20 protein-coding genes and 1 tRNA gene are annotated in these 15,776 nt (G+C 35.1%); 6 read left to right on the top strand and 15 right to left on the bottom strand.

Features of this window, described 5'->3' with window-relative positions:
- Nucleotides 1–108: 108 nt before the first annotated feature.
- From AC2A1D_RS12220 to AC2A1D_RS12210, 3 genes are all read left to right on the top strand, one after another.
- Entirely contained in the window at nt 109–648 is a 540-nt protein-coding gene (locus AC2A1D_RS12220; RefSeq protein WP_124986335.1) for a transposase, read from the top strand.
- A 203-nt stretch (nt 649–851) separates the two neighbouring features.
- Nucleotides 852–1,109, top strand: a complete 258-nt coding sequence (locus AC2A1D_RS12215) for a hypothetical protein (RefSeq protein ID WP_124986336.1) — start codon at nt 852–854, stop codon at nt 1,107–1,109.
- A complete protein-coding gene (locus AC2A1D_RS12210) occupies nt 1,094–1,324 on the top strand; it encodes a hypothetical protein (RefSeq protein WP_124986337.1) in 231 nt (76 codons plus the stop codon). The genes AC2A1D_RS12215 and AC2A1D_RS12210 overlap by 16 nt, the downstream gene beginning before the upstream one ends.
- A 288-nt stretch (nt 1,325–1,612) precedes the next feature.
- On the opposite strand, the gene AC2A1D_RS12205 is transcribed toward AC2A1D_RS12210, so the two are convergent.
- The 8 genes from AC2A1D_RS12205 to AC2A1D_RS12170 all read right to left on the bottom strand — a co-directional run bounded on the left by AC2A1D_RS12205 (nt 1,613) and on the right by AC2A1D_RS12170 (nt 7,459).
- Complete coding sequence (locus AC2A1D_RS12205) at nt 1,613–2,452, bottom strand: PRTRC system ThiF family protein (protein WP_124986338.1); 840 nt, start codon at nt 2,450–2,452, stop codon at nt 1,613–1,615.
- Nucleotides 2,452–3,171, bottom strand: a complete 720-nt coding sequence (locus AC2A1D_RS12200; protein ID WP_124986339.1) for a PRTRC system protein B — start codon at nt 3,169–3,171, stop codon at nt 2,452–2,454. The genes AC2A1D_RS12205 and AC2A1D_RS12200 overlap by 1 nt, the downstream gene beginning before the upstream one ends.
- A 99-nt stretch (nt 3,172–3,270) precedes the next feature.
- Complete coding sequence (locus AC2A1D_RS12195) at nt 3,271–4,425, bottom strand: hypothetical protein (protein WP_124986340.1); 1,155 nt, start codon at nt 4,423–4,425, stop codon at nt 3,271–3,273.
- 122 nt (nt 4,426–4,547) lie between these two features.
- The gene (locus AC2A1D_RS12190) at nt 4,548–4,766 is read right to left on the bottom strand and encodes a PRTRC system protein C (RefSeq protein ID WP_124986341.1); all 219 of its coding nucleotides are present in this window, start codon (nt 4,764–4,766) and stop codon (nt 4,548–4,550) included.
- A 16-nt stretch (nt 4,767–4,782) separates the two neighbouring features.
- Nucleotides 4,783–5,373, bottom strand: a complete 591-nt coding sequence (locus tag AC2A1D_RS12185; protein WP_124987375.1) for a PRTRC system protein E — start codon at nt 5,371–5,373, stop codon at nt 4,783–4,785.
- Nucleotides 5,374–5,426: 53 nt separating this feature from the next.
- On the bottom strand, nt 5,427–5,864 hold the full coding sequence (locus tag AC2A1D_RS12180) for a hypothetical protein (protein ID WP_124986342.1): 438 nt from the start codon (nt 5,862–5,864) through the stop codon (nt 5,427–5,429).
- 55 nt (nt 5,865–5,919) lie between these two features.
- The gene (locus AC2A1D_RS12175; RefSeq protein ID WP_124986343.1) at nt 5,920–6,993 is read right to left on the bottom strand and encodes a DUF932 domain-containing protein; all 1,074 of its coding nucleotides are present in this window, start codon (nt 6,991–6,993) and stop codon (nt 5,920–5,922) included.
- Between the two features lie 55 nt (nt 6,994–7,048).
- Nucleotides 7,049–7,459 (bottom strand): single-stranded DNA-binding protein, encoded by a 411-nt coding sequence (locus tag AC2A1D_RS12170; RefSeq protein WP_124986344.1) that lies wholly within the window; start codon nt 7,457–7,459, stop codon nt 7,049–7,051.
- Nucleotides 7,460–8,728: 1,269 nt separating this feature from the next.
- On the opposite strand from AC2A1D_RS12170, the gene AC2A1D_RS12165 reads away from it, so the two are divergent.
- The gene (locus AC2A1D_RS12165) at nt 8,729–9,970 is read left to right on the top strand and encodes a hypothetical protein (RefSeq protein ID WP_124986345.1); all 1,242 of its coding nucleotides are present in this window, start codon (nt 8,729–8,731) and stop codon (nt 9,968–9,970) included.
- A 5-nt stretch (nt 9,971–9,975) separates the two neighbouring features.
- On the opposite strand, the gene AC2A1D_RS12160 is transcribed toward AC2A1D_RS12165, so the two are convergent.
- From AC2A1D_RS12160 to mce, 7 genes are all read right to left on the bottom strand, one after another.
- The gene (locus AC2A1D_RS12160; RefSeq protein WP_123280618.1) at nt 9,976–10,812 is read right to left on the bottom strand and encodes a toprim domain-containing protein; all 837 of its coding nucleotides are present in this window, start codon (nt 10,810–10,812) and stop codon (nt 9,976–9,978) included.
- Between the two features lie 14 nt (nt 10,813–10,826).
- Entirely contained in the window at nt 10,827–11,918 is a 1,092-nt protein-coding gene (locus AC2A1D_RS12155; protein WP_484043913.1) for a hypothetical protein, read from the bottom strand.
- Nucleotides 11,919–11,937: 19 nt separating this feature from the next.
- Entirely contained in the window at nt 11,938–12,258 is a 321-nt protein-coding gene (locus AC2A1D_RS12150; RefSeq protein ID WP_484043912.1) for a DUF3853 family protein, read from the bottom strand.
- A 6-nt stretch (nt 12,259–12,264) separates the two neighbouring features.
- On the bottom strand, nt 12,265–12,558 hold the full coding sequence (locus AC2A1D_RS12145) for a helix-turn-helix transcriptional regulator (RefSeq protein WP_312762217.1): 294 nt from the start codon (nt 12,556–12,558) through the stop codon (nt 12,265–12,267).
- A 92-nt stretch (nt 12,559–12,650) separates the two neighbouring features.
- Nucleotides 12,651–13,385: a hypothetical protein gene (locus AC2A1D_RS12140; protein ID WP_484043911.1), complete on the bottom strand. Its 735-nt coding sequence runs from the start codon at nt 13,383–13,385 to the stop codon at nt 12,651–12,653.
- A gap of 148 nt (nt 13,386–13,533) precedes the next feature.
- Nucleotides 13,534–13,607 (bottom strand) — tRNA-Ile (locus AC2A1D_RS12135).
- Nucleotides 13,608–13,667: 60 nt separating this feature from the next.
- Nucleotides 13,668–14,066 (bottom strand): methylmalonyl-CoA epimerase, encoded by a 399-nt coding sequence (gene mce, locus AC2A1D_RS12130; RefSeq protein WP_484043910.1) that lies wholly within the window; start codon nt 14,064–14,066, stop codon nt 13,668–13,670.
- Between the two features lie 82 nt (nt 14,067–14,148).
- Between mce and rbfA the strand changes: the two genes are divergently transcribed.
- Nucleotides 14,149–14,508: a 30S ribosome-binding factor RbfA gene (gene rbfA, locus AC2A1D_RS12125; protein ID WP_484043909.1), complete on the top strand. Its 360-nt coding sequence runs from the start codon at nt 14,149–14,151 to the stop codon at nt 14,506–14,508.
- Between the two features lie 8 nt (nt 14,509–14,516).
- Nucleotides 14,517–15,728: an ABC transporter permease gene (locus AC2A1D_RS12120; protein ID WP_484043908.1), complete on the top strand. Its 1,212-nt coding sequence runs from the start codon at nt 14,517–14,519 to the stop codon at nt 15,726–15,728.
- The last annotated feature ends 48 nt before the right edge of the window (nt 15,729–15,776 follow it).

Genomic DNA, 15,776 nt, shown 5'->3' with positions numbered 1-15,776 from the left:
AGGATAAAAGGAAAATAAAAAGCCGTTTTTTCCATTCAACCAATTGATAAAAAACAATATTATTTGTACATTTGAACTCCCTTAAACAAAGGATTTAACATAGATGATATGAAACGATTTTTATTTTTATCTGCAATAGTATTTGCAACACTCGGATACGGTCAAACAAATTGTGAAGCCTTGAAAAAAGAAAATGAAGCTTTGCAATCGACAAACAAAGTTCTGACTTCCGAAAACGAATACCTGAAAAAAGTACTTGATATTAACAAACCCATTCTCGAAACCGAAAAAGAAAATTCGACTTTCAAAATAACTAAGGTAACAGGGAACAAAGCAGGGAAAAATATTGAAATTACATTTCTCATCGAATCCAAAGACGAGAATAAAAAACTGACTATCGAAGATATTGCCGTTGTAGATGTCGAGGGAAATGAATATAAGATTGATTTATACAAGTCCAGCAAGCCATATCCGACCTTAACAAAAAATGTTCCTGTAAAACTTACTTTTTCCTTTAAAGATGTACAGGGTGAACCAATGTTTATAAAAATGTTCAGATTTAGAACGACAGCACAATTAGATAGAAATACGTTTGAAAAAATGAGGTCAAATCTGGAGTTTAAAGACTTAAAAGTTGTTTGGAATTAAATTCGGCAAGTAGCTCAAAATAATTAACTTCTGAATCATAGCTTTTGGGGTTTAAGCATTACAAAAATGCCGTACAATTTCATTCCTGTAAAATTGCAAAACAAATTATGTTTTTGAAATATACGGTAAGAAATTATTGTTAGATAAGTCTACTTAACAATACTTATATATTCGCGATAAAATCAGCAAAATTTTGTATAAGAATGAGAAAAAATTATCATTTCAAATCTCCTGTCACAAAAGAAATCTTAGATAACGGTACGGAAATTTGGCGAAATAACCTCAAAAAAAATCTCTGCGCTTTTACTCCCAATCATATTTCTATGACGGTAAAGATAGCTTTTGGATTTATGGGGACACCCCTATTAAAGCATATTGCGGCTGGATTGAAGCAACCAGTAAAGTCAGAGAATTTTATAAAGGAAATTTTTGTCATACTTTATTTATGGAAAACAAAGTGACCTTTCTTGATAGAAATAATCTTAGTATTTTTGAGATAAATTTAGACAAACCGATTCGGTTAGACAAAAAAGAGAGAATAGAGAATCATTTTAACGACAACCAACTTTCTATTATGTTTACGGAAACAGAGAATAGAATTACAGAATTATTATCAGAAGACTTTTTTCCTTATATAGTAGATAAGGACTTAAGAATTACAAAAAGTTTAGACTAATAAATACTATTTTTTTCATTGACTTGAATTTTAGAATATTTTATATTTACCCGAAATAGATTCGATATTAAGAATTTCTCAAATCAATTCCTTTTAAAATTCAAAGAATAAAAACACTCCGCAACCTTTTTTCAAAACATTTACTGGCGAAATGAAAAGGCAATGTTTTTAAATGGGGTTGCATCCGCTTTCAACTGCAAAAATGCGATTCCGACCAAAGGGAGGAATTGCATTCTTGCCACCCGCCCCAAACTTTGGGGTTTAATCAGGTGACAAAAATTATTCAAATTATAGCTTAATTGGCTGTGAATAGAAACTTTTCAGATTAAGGAAAAAGCCTCTATTTTCAGTAAGTCCGTTGCGGAAAAGATTCCATAAAAGAGAACTCCCCATTTGTGCCAAAACCGAATTGATAAACAAATCCTGCTTTTCCAGTGCTTCTGCCAAACTGCAACTTGGCGTATCGTCTTCAGTTTCGGAGTGTTTTAACAGTTCTCCGAATTCTTCGGTTACAAAAGGTAAATTTTCAACCGTTTTATATTTCTCGGAATTGGGTTGTCGGATATTTCCAATTGTAGAAAGCAAAACCTGTCCTGTAAATTGGCTGTTTCCAAAATCCATCCAATATTTACATTGATTTCTGTAATGCCCTTTATCTATCTTCAATTCATTTAAAATTTCTGCGATGTCAAATCGTGATTTTACACTATCCACACAAGAAATGTAAATTTCTGATTTCATATTGTCTTGCAATTTTCCTAAAACGTCTTTTTCAAATTTTATGGTTTCCGCTTTCCAATCCGTTCCGAAAAATCGGTTTGTTCGGTTGATTAAAGCTACTGATTTATGCAATCCCAACTCACTGTCCGCAAAAAGTTGTCTGCCTAAATTAGCTTCGGAAATCACATCATCATCCCAAAGTCTTACGGATAGACCTGCGTGGTTCAGTTCCGTCAAAGCGTGGTTCATCCTTGCCAACGCAGTAAGCATTTGCGAACCTGTTCCGCCTGCTCCGATTAGGTTTACCGAAATCGGATTGGTAGGATTGATGAGAGAATTGTCGGTAAAATGGACAAGCCCCCTTGCCCCCAAAGGGGGAAGATGTGTTTTATTAATTAAGCTATTCATTATAGTAGATTTTTTAAGGTTTTGTTTGTGGTCTTTAAGGTTTCTTTTGGAAAGAATTTTTCTGTATTAATAAGACTTTTCCAAAGGTTTACACAATTTCCATTTATCGGATTGTGACCGTTCATCAGATGGCTGAAATAAGAATTGAAAAAATAGTTTTCCCATTTCTCCGTAAATTCCTCCACCGAAGCGGATTTTTGAATATTCACATCCACCGTTCCCATACAGACTTTGCCGTTGTCGTACACATTGAAAAACGGAGCGTGGTACAATTGGGTTTTCTCGGTCGGTCTGCGGTTGCTGGTAAGTGCAAAAACGGTAAGGCTTCGTTTATTTGCCAGCCAAATCATTGCAGGAACTTCGGCAATTCCGTTGGAGATTTCTAAACGTTCAGTAAAATAAAGCGGTCTTTTCATTGCCTTGGTAAACCACATCACAGAACCGTTTTCGCTTGGATTGATATGCAGAATATTGGTCGGCAAAATGCCTTTTGGCTTGAGAAAATCCCTGCTTTTTTCTTTTTTAGTATTCAGCGTTAATGCCTTTGCCAATACTTTGGCTTCTCTCTCGGTTAAAGGATGGGCGTTGATTGGATTGCCGTTTTTGTCCATATCAAAATGCTCCACGTAAGTATCTTTGTGTCTTTCATCGGACTGATAAAAAACCAGTGCCGATGTTGGGTGGTAAAGCGTTCCGAAGTCTTGTGTGATGTCTTTCATTTTTGGTCTTTTTTGTATTGTTAATTGATGTTTATTTTCATCATCCATTCTATAAATCATTGATTAAAAAGCTAAAAGCAATCAGCAAATTGCTTTCAGCTAAAAACTATTCAGAATGTAAATCAGTTCTTCAATCAGCGGAAACAATCGGTTTTCAAAATCAAGATTGTTGTTGGTAATGTTGCTTCCGTCAAATTTTTTAGTGATAATGGGTTCTTCTATTATGGCGCATTCTTGAAATTCAGAGTTAATGGTTTCAAAAAGGCTTTGAAACAATTCGCCTTTGGCATCTGCACAAAAGGAAATGTATTTGTCCATTGACAAGACATTATCCCTTTCGTAATCGTCTACTTCTGCGTTTTTGTGCGCATTTCGGCAAATGGTAGCATTCGGATATTGCTGATAGAGAATGAAGATTTTACTTGCCAGCAAAAAGCAGTCATTATCAAAAGTATCTTGGGCTTTGAAGTTTTTCAAACGCTCTTTGAAACGGCCCATATGATGAGGGCTGTATATTTTCTGCTCCATAAAATCGCCTAATTGTTCCGCTTGTTTTATTTCCGACAAATAAATCGGTGCATCTTCGTTTTCTTCATCTGAAGTGAGCCATTCCGCTACCATTTCGTACATCCAAAACAAATAGGTGCTTTGCTGTCTGTAATACGGAACTTCCACAATGTGGTACAGATACGAACAAACGGCTTGCAAGAGCTGTACAGCCTGTTTTCGATTTTTATTTTTAGATAATTGGTACAATGGAATGATTGGAATATAATACAAGGTTTGCCCTGTATTATAGCGTTCTTCGCTTGTAAAGTAGATTTTATTTTGGTCTTGTATCAATCGGATTTCCTGCCAATTTTTCACTTTGTTTTTCAGTTGTGTTTGAACATCATCTAACGCCAATGCGATGTTGTAAGGAAATTCAAAATCTGTAGTCGATTTCACTTCCAATTGGTAATGTTCAGATAATTGGGAAAGGGACTTGTAAAAATCCCTTTCCAATGTGTTAAGATTTTTAAAATTCTGCACAGGCTGATTTTCTTTCAGCTTCGGGATAAACGTACATCTTAGAAAACCGTTGGAAGCATTGCTATTGGTACGGATTTCTGTTTGTCTTTGCGTATCTCGCCTGCATCTTTTGGTCGCTTCATCCATTCTGCGAACTCGCCCAATTGTCGGTGCAGTTGCCTTTGTTTTTGTTCTTCGGGAAGATTGATTTTTCCCGATATAATTTTTCGTTGCATAATTCATAAAAGATAATTGATAATTGATGAATGATTTTCATTGTTTGTTATAAGTTTTGATTATAGTTGTCGGAATTTGGCTGTAAATTTTAAACCATCAACCGACAACTATTAACCATCAACCAAAATTTACCCTTTCGTTCCCATCACGCTTTCAAATCGGTATTGCACGGTATCTTCATTGATTTTCGGTGCGGAAACTTTGGCGGTGGTTAAAATTGGGTAAGTATTGGCGTAAAAATTCATCACCGCTTCTACGCTCCATTTCGGTTCGGGGTCTGTCAGTTTTATTTCCTGTCCGTTGTCTTTGAGGATAAAAACCCTTTCTAATTGCGTTGCAAGTAACATATTTCTCTTTTTTTTATTAATATTCTACTTCTGTTTCATCATCTGAATAATCATCTTCCGAAATTGGCGGTTCGGGTTTTGGCTCTTCCGTCATTCCGAAAAGACTGGGTGCAAAATGTCTTTCGTATTCGTTTTGTTTTTTGCGGATTTGTTCGGCAAAATCGGGGTGTTCCGAAGCTTTTGGAAGTGCCGACCACGCCTCTTTGTATTTGCCCTCTTTTTCGAGGTTTTCGGCTTTTTGGAACGCCTCTTTGTACTTTTTCTCTTTGGCTTCCTTTTCCTTTTTCTTTTTGTCGGATTTTTCCTTTTCCATTGCGGATTTCTTCTTGGCTTCTTCAAGTTGTTTCATAAAACTTTCCATATCTACCATTAATCCCGAAGCGTTCTGTAAAGGCGTTGCAATGCTTTCAAAAAATCCGTTGTCCAGTTCTTCGGCTGTTCCCCGAAGATTTAAAGGCGGTATCATTTTCCTTGCTTCGTCTCCGCATTGCTCATTGTTGAGCAATACGGAAAGGACAAAGCTGTTTTCTATGGTCGGTCGGAGCGTGATTTGTAAGTCTCCTGTCAAGTCCATTTTGGCTATCTGTCTGAAAAAATTGGTCTGCATAATTGTTTTGATTTGAGGTTTGAAATTTGAGATTTTGAATCTGAACATTGAATTTATTGGCATAATTCCCATAATGAAAATTCTTCTGTCCAAAATTCCTCGCTGGTGTGTTTTCCGAAAGCATTGTAAATGGCATTTCCGTTTTTGTAAACCTGCATTTGATAACAGTTTAATGAGTTTTCGGGCTGTAAAAGTCTTTTTAGGTCGTCTGTTTCCAATTCAATGAAAATCCTGCTTCTTTCCGAAAGCCACTTTTGTATTTCGGGATAATGTTCTTCCGAAAATTTAAAAAATTCAATATTCGTATCAGTATAATTCAGCCATTTCAAATCATAATCATTCTCCAATGGTTTTACGGCTTCCAATCTTTTCTTTTGGGTTTGCTTCCAATCGTCTGTGATATGGATAATGGCAAAATCGCAGTCGTCCCATTCGCTGTTGGTCATTGCTTTTATCAGTAAATATTCTGTGGGGGTGAGTGATGTTTTCATTGTTAAATTTGTTAAAAAGGCTACCACCGATTAAAGCGGTAGCCGTTGATTGTATTTAATTAAGATTGAAAATTTCTGCACCGTCCTTTACAAAAGCGGTACACAATTCAAACGCTTTCTGTGATTTGAGTTGTGCTGTTCCACCCATTACAATGCTCTGTAATTTGGACTCGTTGTCCCTGTATTTGCGGACATTCTGAAAGTAACCTGTTACCGCATTGTACGCTCCGAACAAAGTACCTTTTGTAGTTTCCATTTGTTGGGTTTCGCTCATCATTGCGTAGGCAAAGGCATCTTCCACCGTGTTTTTAAACATTGTGGAAACTTCGTCCTCGTCTCCTTTTTTCAGTAATTCCAAGGTCTTTTTGTTGGGACAAAGCGAAACTTGAATGAGTTGCTTTACATCATCATCGCTTATCCTTATTTTTGACCATTCATTGAACATTCCCTCCAATTGGTTGCTCATCGTATTGGCTAATCCCATTACTTTGTGGGCGGTCTCAATCCGCTGTTTTGCTCCCGAAGTATGTTTAATTCTGACCACATTGGTCATATTGCGAAGTGAAGCGTTCAGCGTGTTTTGGCAGACAATTCTTACAGGCGTGAAAGCGGCTGTAATGCTTCCGCTTCCATCGTGCGAAGTCGTTAAGAAAATGTATTTTTCAGTAATATCATCGCCATTGCCAACACGGATGTAATCGGGTAATTTGGCTGTGATAAAAATACGTTCTCCTTTGCCCAATGCTCCTGCGGTTTCATACAAAATCCCTTTGTTACTGCCTACAATAGAGTCGAAAAAACTAAATGCTTCGCAATTCTGCACGATATGATAATCTTTGCCGACTACGCCCAAAACGGCATTGTTATCGGTTCGGATATTGGCAAAATAGTCTGAAACTTCTAACTCACTGCTTCCTAATTTTACACCGTCCTCTGTTTCGATAAGGCTTGAACCTTTTGTAAACAAGGGAGATTTTACGACTTCGTAGTCCAAACCAGCAAATTTTATAGCCTCTTCACTTGTCGGATAATCCTCCACGATTTGCCCTAAACCGTGCCACGCTTTTTGCTGTACGCTGAAAAATGAATAACGTCCTGTTCTCTGATTGTAATTGATATTGTGTGCCATTGTGTAAATTTTAATGTTGTTAATTTTTTGATTTTAAACTGAATGAAATAAGTGTTTAGAATGGTAAATCATCCTCCGTTTCTTCCGTTAATGTTTTGCTGTTTTGGGGTTTTCCTTTGGGTTTTTCAGTGGACTGATTTTGAGAATTTTCTTTTTTTCCACCTCCGTGAAGTTTGATGTTGGAAGTGTGGAAATTCAGTCCCGACTTGATTTCTCCGTCTTTTCCTATCCAAGCTCTTGAGCTTACTTTACCGGTCAGTTCCACCAAAGCTCCTACGGTAAGGATTTTGACTACATTCGGACTTATCCAATACGAGCAATTAAAGTAGGTGGTTTCTTCTTTTATTTCTCCCTGTTTGGTTTTGTAGCTGTCGTTGATGGCGACTGAAAAGTTCACGACCTGTTTTTCATTTTTAGTAATGTTGATTTCTGCGTTTTTGGTAACTCTACCGATAATGGTGTTCATAATTTTTCGATTTTAATTGTTAATGATTGATTGTTATTTGTTTTTGTCAGATTGCTCACGTTTGTTCTCGTGATGATTTAGAATTTTTTCAAGTGAATTGATTTGGTATCGAGGACACTCGGCTTTCTTTTTTTTTACTTTTTTTCCCCATTTGGAAAAGCATTATTTTTTGTTGTATTTTTTTATTTTTTCCGTTGATGTCAAAGAACGTCTTGAGTTGAATTGATTCGTATAACTGAGGTTCCGGCTTTTTCTTTGCCGATGATTACAGGACAGTATCAGACACACAAAACCCGATTCGATTCAGCTAAAAGCAAACTGGTACGAATCGGGCTTGAAATCTTTTTGTCCGAAGGATTCAGGAGTGTCTGGAAAAATTGTTGGAGCGAAGCGGAGAGAATTTTTGTAGAAACCCAAAAAGATTTTTTTGAGTGAATGATGCTGTCCTACATTTGCAAACGTAAAAGCCAAACCGCATTTAGGAAGCAGTTCTAAGACGCTCTTATCAATGGAAAATTAATGAAAATTCATTGAGGGAAATGGTCTTTTTCAAGTGTTTAATTTTTTTTGAAAAGATTGAATTTAAATTCGATTACTTTCAATTTTTCGCCTATTTTTTTCTTTTTAAAAGCAAAACTCTTTATCCACAATTTCCTTTTAAATAAAAAAAGACTTTTAATTACTTTTAAATATACTTTTAATGATTCGCTGTATCATCTTACAGCAAGTGGTTTGAGCTACTTTTGGAATGAGTGCTTTTCCGAATTACAAATGAGTGCTTTTCCGAAATTGAGATGAGTGCTTTTCCGAAAACTCCCCGTTTTACGAATGAGTGCTTTTCCGAATTGGTTTTTCAGATGATGGGTAAAACTGATAGTTATCCACAAAATTTAATGCTTTTCCACAATTTTTATGAGTTTCCAAATCTCGGGATGAGTGCTTTTCCGAAAACAGTCTTGAAATTCTTGAGGTTTTAAGATTTCTTTAACTCCAGCGAGTGCTTTTCCGAATTCCGAATGAGTGCTTTTCCGAAATGAAACCTATTTCCTTCTGAATGAACACGATTTTTTTTGTTTTTTAGATAAAATTGTCTTCCGACTATTCACAAAGAACCAGTGAACTGTCATAAGGATTCATTGAATTTCGATTTATCAGGTCATTGATAACTTTTTGTATTCACAAAGGGTTTAAAATCCATCATATCAAACATTTGGCTAAAATTTTTAAAATTAAATCTGAATTTTGCAACACGATTTTAATACCAGAAAAATGAAAAAAAACTTCCTTATTCTATCATTGTCATTAGCATCATTACAAACATTCTCGCAGGTCGGAATCAACACCACAGAACCGAAAGCAACCTTGGATGTCGTAGGAAAACCATTGGAAACGAATGTTTTGGATGGTTTGATTGTTCCGAGAATTACAGCATCACAACTCAAATCTAAAAACTACACTTCCGAACAAAAAGGAGCAGTTATCTATGTTACGGAAAATTTTACGGATTCTGCAGATGCAAACGGGCAGGTAGAATGGGTAAAATCGGTTGGGCTTTATGAATTTAACGGAACTCAATGGAAGCGTACCGGAAATCCTGAAGACACTTTATATGATGTCGTTGAAAGAGGAAATTACGCAGGGAGATTTATTTCGTTCACTGGAGATTCCGCCACAAAACAAGGAACGAGAGACGGTGCTTTTGGTTTCAATGCAACAACAAATTCTTATTTTATTGGCAATATGAATCCGAACCAAACCGGACAAAACAATATCGGAATCGGACTGAATGCACTCGAAAATTTAACCTCGGGAAACGGAACGGTAGCCATCGGAAATAATGCTTTCAGAATGTCTTCCGGAACTGTTGGAACTTTGGAAAACGAGTACAACACAGGCGTTGGTTTCAATGTCGGGAATCTTTTCAAAGGTGACCATAGTGTTGCGCTTGGATTCGGTGCATTGAACTCCAATTGGATTGGTGAGCAAAATACCGCAATTGGACAGCAAGCAATGTCTGAAGGCATCGGAACGGAAAAAGCATCTTACAACACGGCGATTGGGAGCAATGCTTTGAGATTGGCCAATCAGCCTTTTGGTAATATTGTGATTGGAAGGTCTGCAGGTGTAAGAATGTCCGGGAAAAATAATGTCATCATCGGGAACTGGGTTGCAGGCTCGCAATTGTATTCGCAGGCTTTCAACAGCAGTAATAAACTGATGATTCACAACCATACTTTTGATTCTTCAGGAAATCTGCCTAATTCTCCTGTCGGAACAAACACGCTTATCTACGGTGATTTTTCTGAACGTTGGTTAAGAATTAACGGGAAATTTCAAATCAATCCTACGTATATTAGTATTGCAGATTCTTCTTATTCAAAAATATTGGTTTACAATCCAGCGACAGGAGAAACAGGAACAAGGGATTACGTAAATATTCCTACTCCGCCTGCATCGGGAAATTATGTTTTGAAAGCTGTTAACGGGAATGTGCAGTGGGTGGTGGAGTAAAAAAATTACTCTTTACAATACCACTCATTCAAATCCTTAAAATTTCTGTAAAGCAGAGAACAATCCTCAACATTTTTATATTGATTGATGATGATTGAAGTAACATATTTGCCGTTAGAATCATTATCAAGAAAAAGATAAATCTTATCATAATCTTTGAGCAATTCTTCAGCTTTGAAAAGCATTGCCGTGGAATTTAGAATTAGAAAATCCGAAGTTGAATGGTCAGATTGTTCTAAATTCCGGTAAGTAAGATAATCGAAAAATCCCTCGAAAATGGCAATTTCGTTGTTTAGATTTTCGTTCTTAATCAAAGTAATGTTTTTCTTTCCCAAACAGATTTTGGAATAGAGATTCCGGATTTCTAATCCATCTGAATTATTGAAAAAACCTATCCCAAAATACCTTTTATCATTCATTTTGTAACGGATTTCTTTCACCAAATGCTTTTGCTCAATGACTTTTCGGGATTCCAGATATTGAATTAATGCAGGGTGCCGCACTTCCGACACATTGAGAATTTCATAGGGCTTTTCGTTTAAATTTTCAGACTTCAATTGATTTTCCCTAACTGAAAAATCAAATTGACCAAGATAATCCAATGCTTCGGAAACGGAACATTTTTTCATCTGCTGAACAATCGAAATCACATCGTAACTTTTTCCTGTTCCAAAATCAAATGCTCTGTTTTTCACAAAATTCACAGAAAGGCTTGGTATTTTTTCGTCTCTATCCAAAGCCAAATAAAAAGCGGTTTTATGATTTTCTTTGACAGGAAACAGATTGAATGACTCCAAAACTGTTCTTATACTCACATTTTCTTTTATTTCTTTGCAATTCATTTTTATTCGTTTTTTTATACAATTACAGGATAACCATTGGGCAAAAGCTTTCCCATTTTTGTGTTTTTATACAACTCAATCAAAATTTCTTGAATTGCTTTCAGAAAATCAATTCCTTGAAAATACGTCGATTTTATTTTTTTCTTTCTATTTTCTCTAATAAAGAATTGATAGGATTTTTCAATCAAATCCCGTGTTTGCGGAATTTGTCGATACTGCGAAGAAAAAAGCAAATATTCTTCTTGCTTAATCTTGTACTTCCTTTTAAAATAATTCAGTCGATACGTGATTTTAATATGTTCTTTCGATTCGGAAATTGATTTTAAATCCAAGATGTTTTCTGTGAAATAGGGATGGATAAAAATAATTTCAGACTGATATTTGTAATGAAAAGATACATTGCTGAACTCATCAAGATTGCTTCGTATCGCTTTCAGAAATTTGAAGCAAAAATCATTGGCAGATTTGTAATTCAATCCAAACTTTTTGTTGAATGTTTCAAGTTTCAGACTTGTCCCGCTTTCAGGAATTTTGGAAAGCCAAATCGCAAAAAGGATATGTTTATTATTCTTGATGTTATACACCAAATTATACAAAACATAGTTATATTCAGGGATTACAATGAGTTTTTTCAGCCAATAACTGCTAATTAAAAAGCTTGTATAACCTCTTTTATCATAGCTTGGCGTAGAAATCAGCCCTCCAAAAGTTCTGATTTCTTTTCCTTTTGAATTTAAAGATTTGTACCATCCCATTTTGAATTTTGCCAAAAATTCATAGGCTTCAATCACTTGTCTAATTGAACCGCTTGGTGAAATTTTACTGTTTCTGATTTTCATTGAAGCAAAAACATTATTTTCTGTTTCAAACTCTTCATCGAAAAGAGAAAGTTGCTTCGGTCGGTCTTCCGGACGGAATTGTTCATTACTGATAATTGATACAATGTTAAAAATCACACGAAGCGCATTAATTGGAATATCGACAATCTGATGGTCATCAAATATAAAATCATCAACAAAATGATTACCTATACGAATTCGTTCCTGAAGATTTTCATTATGAAATTCTTTACGGATGATTTTTGAATCTTTATTGTAAAGTGACATTTTGAATAACTAAGAAAAATTATCGACTTCCGATTTTGTGATTTTTCACCAATTGCAAAGCTTTATCTACCTCTACAATAATTTTTCGCCCATCCTGAATAATCGCATCATTGATTTTTCCGCTCTGCTTCAATCTTCTTGCTGATGAAACACTACAACCGAATAATTTTGCAATGCCTTTCAGACCATAAATATATTTTTGTTCGATGCTTTTGCTTGCGGATTGTGATGATGAGTTAAGATTTTGAGTTCCATTCTGAAGCTCGTATTTGATAAGTTCCGACAGTTCTTCTCCTGTCATTTGCCATACGAGTTTTTGTTTTAAACAAGATAAATTCATAGAAAATTATTTATGGTTTCTTCTATGGTTTTTTATCATCCGCTCGGCATCTTCAATTGTATATATGCGATGCTGTTTAATCCACTCGTGGATTTCTTCTTTGAAGAACAGAAGTACTCCATTTGTAGGTTTACAATGGGGAATAAGTTTGCGGGAAGTAAGTTTATACAAAAGACTTTCGGAGATTTTAAGATATGAAATCAGTTCCGAACTATTGAAAACTTCTTTGTTATTGATGTAATTCTGATGTACCAGTTTCTTGATTTCGTTCAGTTCCTGTTGTAATTGGATTTGTGTCATATTGTAGAAATTTGACACGAAAATAGACAGGTAGAACAGGATGAAAAGAGCAAAAGTTATGTAGCATAACTTTATTTTTTCAAAACATAACTTTACCTCAAAATTTCAGAGATTTTTGCTTGTATTTTCTTGATTTCTTTCCGCTTGGAAGTGGCATTGATGGATTGATAATTTACTTTTCGGAACCCATCATTCTTATAATAATAAAAATAATCGCAAAGAATCTTGGTCTCAATTCCTAGAATTGGTCTGAACAGTTCGTGAATAATATATCCTGCCACTTTTTGGTCGCAGGTTAAATATATCAGATTATCACAAGACTTTGTCCGTGACAAAGATTGAAAAGCTTTGGTGAAATATGATTTGGAAAAGCAGTCAAAATCTAAGCTGTTGATTTTTTCAGGATTAATTAATGAAGAGTCCAAAAGATTATTTTCCAGTACAACCGAGTATAACAAATCCAGTTTTTCCACATCTATTACTTTGGAAATGTCTTGACTTATATTTTTAACAGTTTCAGTTGGCTCGTTTTTATAAGTTGTTTTCAAATATTTTTTCTTCAGGGCAAAAAAATCTTTTCCTTTGACCTGATAATAAACCGGAGGAATCAATAACAGCAAAACTAAGATTGTGAAGAAGACATAGAAATAAAAAACAATTTTAATTTCGGTATAAAGAATTATATTTTGATAAGTAAAATAGGCAGGAATAAAAAACAGGTTGAAAATCCAAAAAAATCTGGAGTTAAGAAATCTATCAAAATTTTCTTTAAATCTATTTCTAAAGTCTCCAATCAAAGCGTGAAATTCAAACAAATATTTTTCCATTGATTATCTTTTGAAGGCAAATATCTGAAAAGAAATGAAATTTTAAGTAATTTTGTTTCCGCCTATTTGTTGTACTAATGTTATACTCAACAAATTATTTAAGCCAAAAAAAGCACCTACATATCTGTAAGTGCTTGATTTAAAGGAGTGGTCCCACCTGGGCTCGAACCAGGGACCACCTGATTATGAGTCAGGTGCTCTAACCAACTGAGCTATAGGACCGCAAAATTGGTGAATTTTGTGAGTGCAAAAATAACAAAATTTCTGTCTCTACAAAATTTTTTATTGCTTTTCTTGACACAATTCTACCAAAACACCATTGGTGGATTTTGGATGCAAAAAGATAACCAACTTATTATCAGCTCCTTCTTTTGGTTCTTCTGAAATAAATTCAAATCCTTCTTTTTTCAATCTTTCAACCTCAGTAAAAATATTTTCCACTCCAAAAGCCAAATGATGTATACCTTCTCCCTTCTTTCCAATAAATTTTGAGATAGGACTTTCTTCTTTCGATGCTTCTAAAAGTTCAATCTTTGCTTCACCAGCTTCATAAAAAGAAGTTACAACCCCTTCCCTTTCCACAGCTTCGTGTTTGTAAGATTTTTTCCCTAATAATTTAGCAAATAACTCGTCTGAAAAACCAAGAGATTTTACTGCAATACCGATATGTTCAAGTTTCATAAAATGTAAAATTAAATAAAATTAATTCTTTGGTATATTTAAAAATACCAATTAAAACAAAAGTAGTAAATTTGCAACATTTATGGAAAGTAACAGACAAAGAAAAGTAGCCCAAATCATTCAGGAAGATTTTGCAGAGCTTTTCCGCAAACAAGCGGCAGACAGCAAACAAAGTATCCTTGTATCCGTTTCAGATGTGAAAGTAACGGCAGATTTAGGTATTGCAAAAATATATTTAAGCATCTTCCCACAGGAACACAGAAATGCAGTAATGAAGGAAATTGAGGAAAACAAAGCTCAATACAGAAACTTCATTGGCCAAAAAATGGCAAAGCAAGTACGAGTAATTCCTAATCTTAATTTTTATTTAGACACTTCGCTTGACGACGTAGAAAAACTTGAAAGAGAACTACGTGGTGAAGGAGACAACCCTATTCTTTAATAAACATCTTGAAAAACATTGCATTTTACATTGCGTCCCGCTACCTCATTTCTAAAAAAGGAAGCACCGCGGTTACCTTTATCACATGGCTTGCTGTGGGAGCAATGAGCGTGGCTGTAACTGCAATGTTTGTAATTATTTCAGTTTTTTCTGGGCTTGAAGATTTTAATGAAGATTTAGTAAAAGATTTACACGCAGATCTTACTATAAAAAGTACGTCGGGGAAACTTTTAAAAGACGCACCAAAAATTTTATCTGAATTAAAGAAAAACCCAGAAATTGCAAGTTTCTCTAGAGTTATAGAAGAAAAAGTTTACATTAATTTTAATGGCAAGGGTGACATTGCTTACCTACGCGGTGTAGATTCTACCTATTTAAAAGTAAACCCCATTCACAGAACAGTTACCTACGGAAGCTATCCAAGTTTTCAGTACAATGATGAAGTTTTACTTGAAACCTCTCTTGCCTATAGACTTTCTGTACCTGTTGATACAGAATCTGAGAAAGATTTTGCCACACTATACATGCCAAAACCAGGTAAAGGTCTTATTAATAACGAACAAGACATTTATAATACCCGAAATATATTTGTAACAGGAACTTTCCCAGGAAAGGAGCAGCTCGACAGTTATATTATCGCGCCCATTGGTTTGGCTGAAGAACTATTAAACCTCCCAAAAAACTCTGCATACACTGTTGTAATTAAACTTAAAAATCCCGAAAAAGCAGATTCTGTAAAAGATCAGCTGATGGATGTTTTAGGAAAAAACATAACGGTAAGTACAAAAACAGAAGAAAATGCCGCATTCTGGAAGATGATTAATACCGAAAAAATCTTTATTTATCTCATCTTCGGGTTGGTTATTTTCATTACAACCTTCAATCTTGCAGGTGCCATTATTATACTGCAACTGGACAAAAGAGAACAGGCAAGATCATTAGTTTCTCTAGGCTTTCCGATGAGTCATTTAAGAAAAACCTACTTCTACACCGGTGTACTTATCGTCTGTATGGGTTTACTTGGAGGCTTAATATTAGGAACAGCACTTTGTCTCTTCCAAGAATCTACCGGTTTATTTAAAGTAGTAGGAGATCTTCCTTTCCCTATAAAAATTGAATGGAATAATTATTTTATCGTTTCTGCTACAGCACTTTCATTTGGTCTTCTTATCTCTTGGGCATTTTCAAAAATCAGTAAAGGGTATATTACTAAAAGTTAATATATCAGACACTTAATTTTCGTACCTTTGTCGCCCAAATTTAGGAAA

Source organism: Chryseobacterium sp. HNCC26DJ239, assembly GCF_057180445.1.
The sequence above is the reverse complement of the archived record's forward strand: the minus strand, read 5'-3'. Positions and strand labels throughout refer to the sequence as shown.

Bases quoted from the DNA above. Each gene is read 5' to 3' on its own strand.
- AC2A1D_RS12220 (WP_124986335.1), top strand. From the start codon at position 109: ATGAAACGATTTTTATTTTTATCTGCAATAGTATTTGCAACACTCGGA.
- AC2A1D_RS12215 (WP_124986336.1), top strand. From the start codon at position 852: ATGAGAAAAAATTATCATTTCAAATCTCCTGTCACAAAAGAAATCTTA.
- AC2A1D_RS12210 (WP_124986337.1), top strand. From the start codon at position 1,094: ATGGAAAACAAAGTGACCTTTCTTGATAGAAATAATCTTAGTATTTTT.
- AC2A1D_RS12205 (WP_124986338.1), bottom strand. From the start codon at position 2,452: ATGAATAGCTTAATTAATAAAACACATCTTCCCCCTTTGGGGGCAAGG.
- AC2A1D_RS12200 (WP_124986339.1), bottom strand. From the start codon at position 3,171: ATGAAAGACATCACACAAGACTTCGGAACGCTTTACCACCCAACATCG.
- AC2A1D_RS12195 (WP_124986340.1), bottom strand. From the start codon at position 4,425: ATGAATTATGCAACGAAAAATTATATCGGGAAAAATCAATCTTCCCGA.
- AC2A1D_RS12190 (WP_124986341.1), bottom strand. From the start codon at position 4,766: ATGTTACTTGCAACGCAATTAGAAAGGGTTTTTATCCTCAAAGACAAC.
- AC2A1D_RS12185 (WP_124987375.1), bottom strand. From the start codon at position 5,373: ATGCAGACCAATTTTTTCAGACAGATAGCCAAAATGGACTTGACAGGA.
- AC2A1D_RS12180 (WP_124986342.1), bottom strand. From the start codon at position 5,864: ATGAAAACATCACTCACCCCCACAGAATATTTACTGATAAAAGCAATG.
- AC2A1D_RS12175 (WP_124986343.1), bottom strand. From the start codon at position 6,993: ATGGCACACAATATCAATTACAATCAGAGAACAGGACGTTATTCATTT.
- AC2A1D_RS12170 (WP_124986344.1), bottom strand. From the start codon at position 7,459: ATGAACACCATTATCGGTAGAGTTACCAAAAACGCAGAAATCAACATT.
- AC2A1D_RS12165 (WP_124986345.1), top strand. From the start codon at position 8,729: ATGAAAAAAAACTTCCTTATTCTATCATTGTCATTAGCATCATTACAA.
- AC2A1D_RS12160 (WP_123280618.1), bottom strand. From the start codon at position 10,812: ATGAATTGCAAAGAAATAAAAGAAAATGTGAGTATAAGAACAGTTTTG.
- AC2A1D_RS12155 (WP_484043913.1), bottom strand. From the start codon at position 11,918: ATGTCACTTTACAATAAAGATTCAAAAATCATCCGTAAAGAATTTCAT.
- AC2A1D_RS12150 (WP_484043912.1), bottom strand. From the start codon at position 12,258: ATGAATTTATCTTGTTTAAAACAAAAACTCGTATGGCAAATGACAGGA.
- AC2A1D_RS12145 (WP_312762217.1), bottom strand. From the start codon at position 12,558: ATGACACAAATCCAATTACAACAGGAACTGAACGAAATCAAGAAACTG.
- AC2A1D_RS12140 (WP_484043911.1), bottom strand. From the start codon at position 13,385: ATGGAAAAATATTTGTTTGAATTTCACGCTTTGATTGGAGACTTTAGA.
- mce (WP_484043910.1), bottom strand. From the start codon at position 14,066: ATGAAACTTGAACATATCGGTATTGCAGTAAAATCTCTTGGTTTTTCA.
- rbfA (WP_484043909.1), top strand. From the start codon at position 14,149: ATGGAAAGTAACAGACAAAGAAAAGTAGCCCAAATCATTCAGGAAGAT.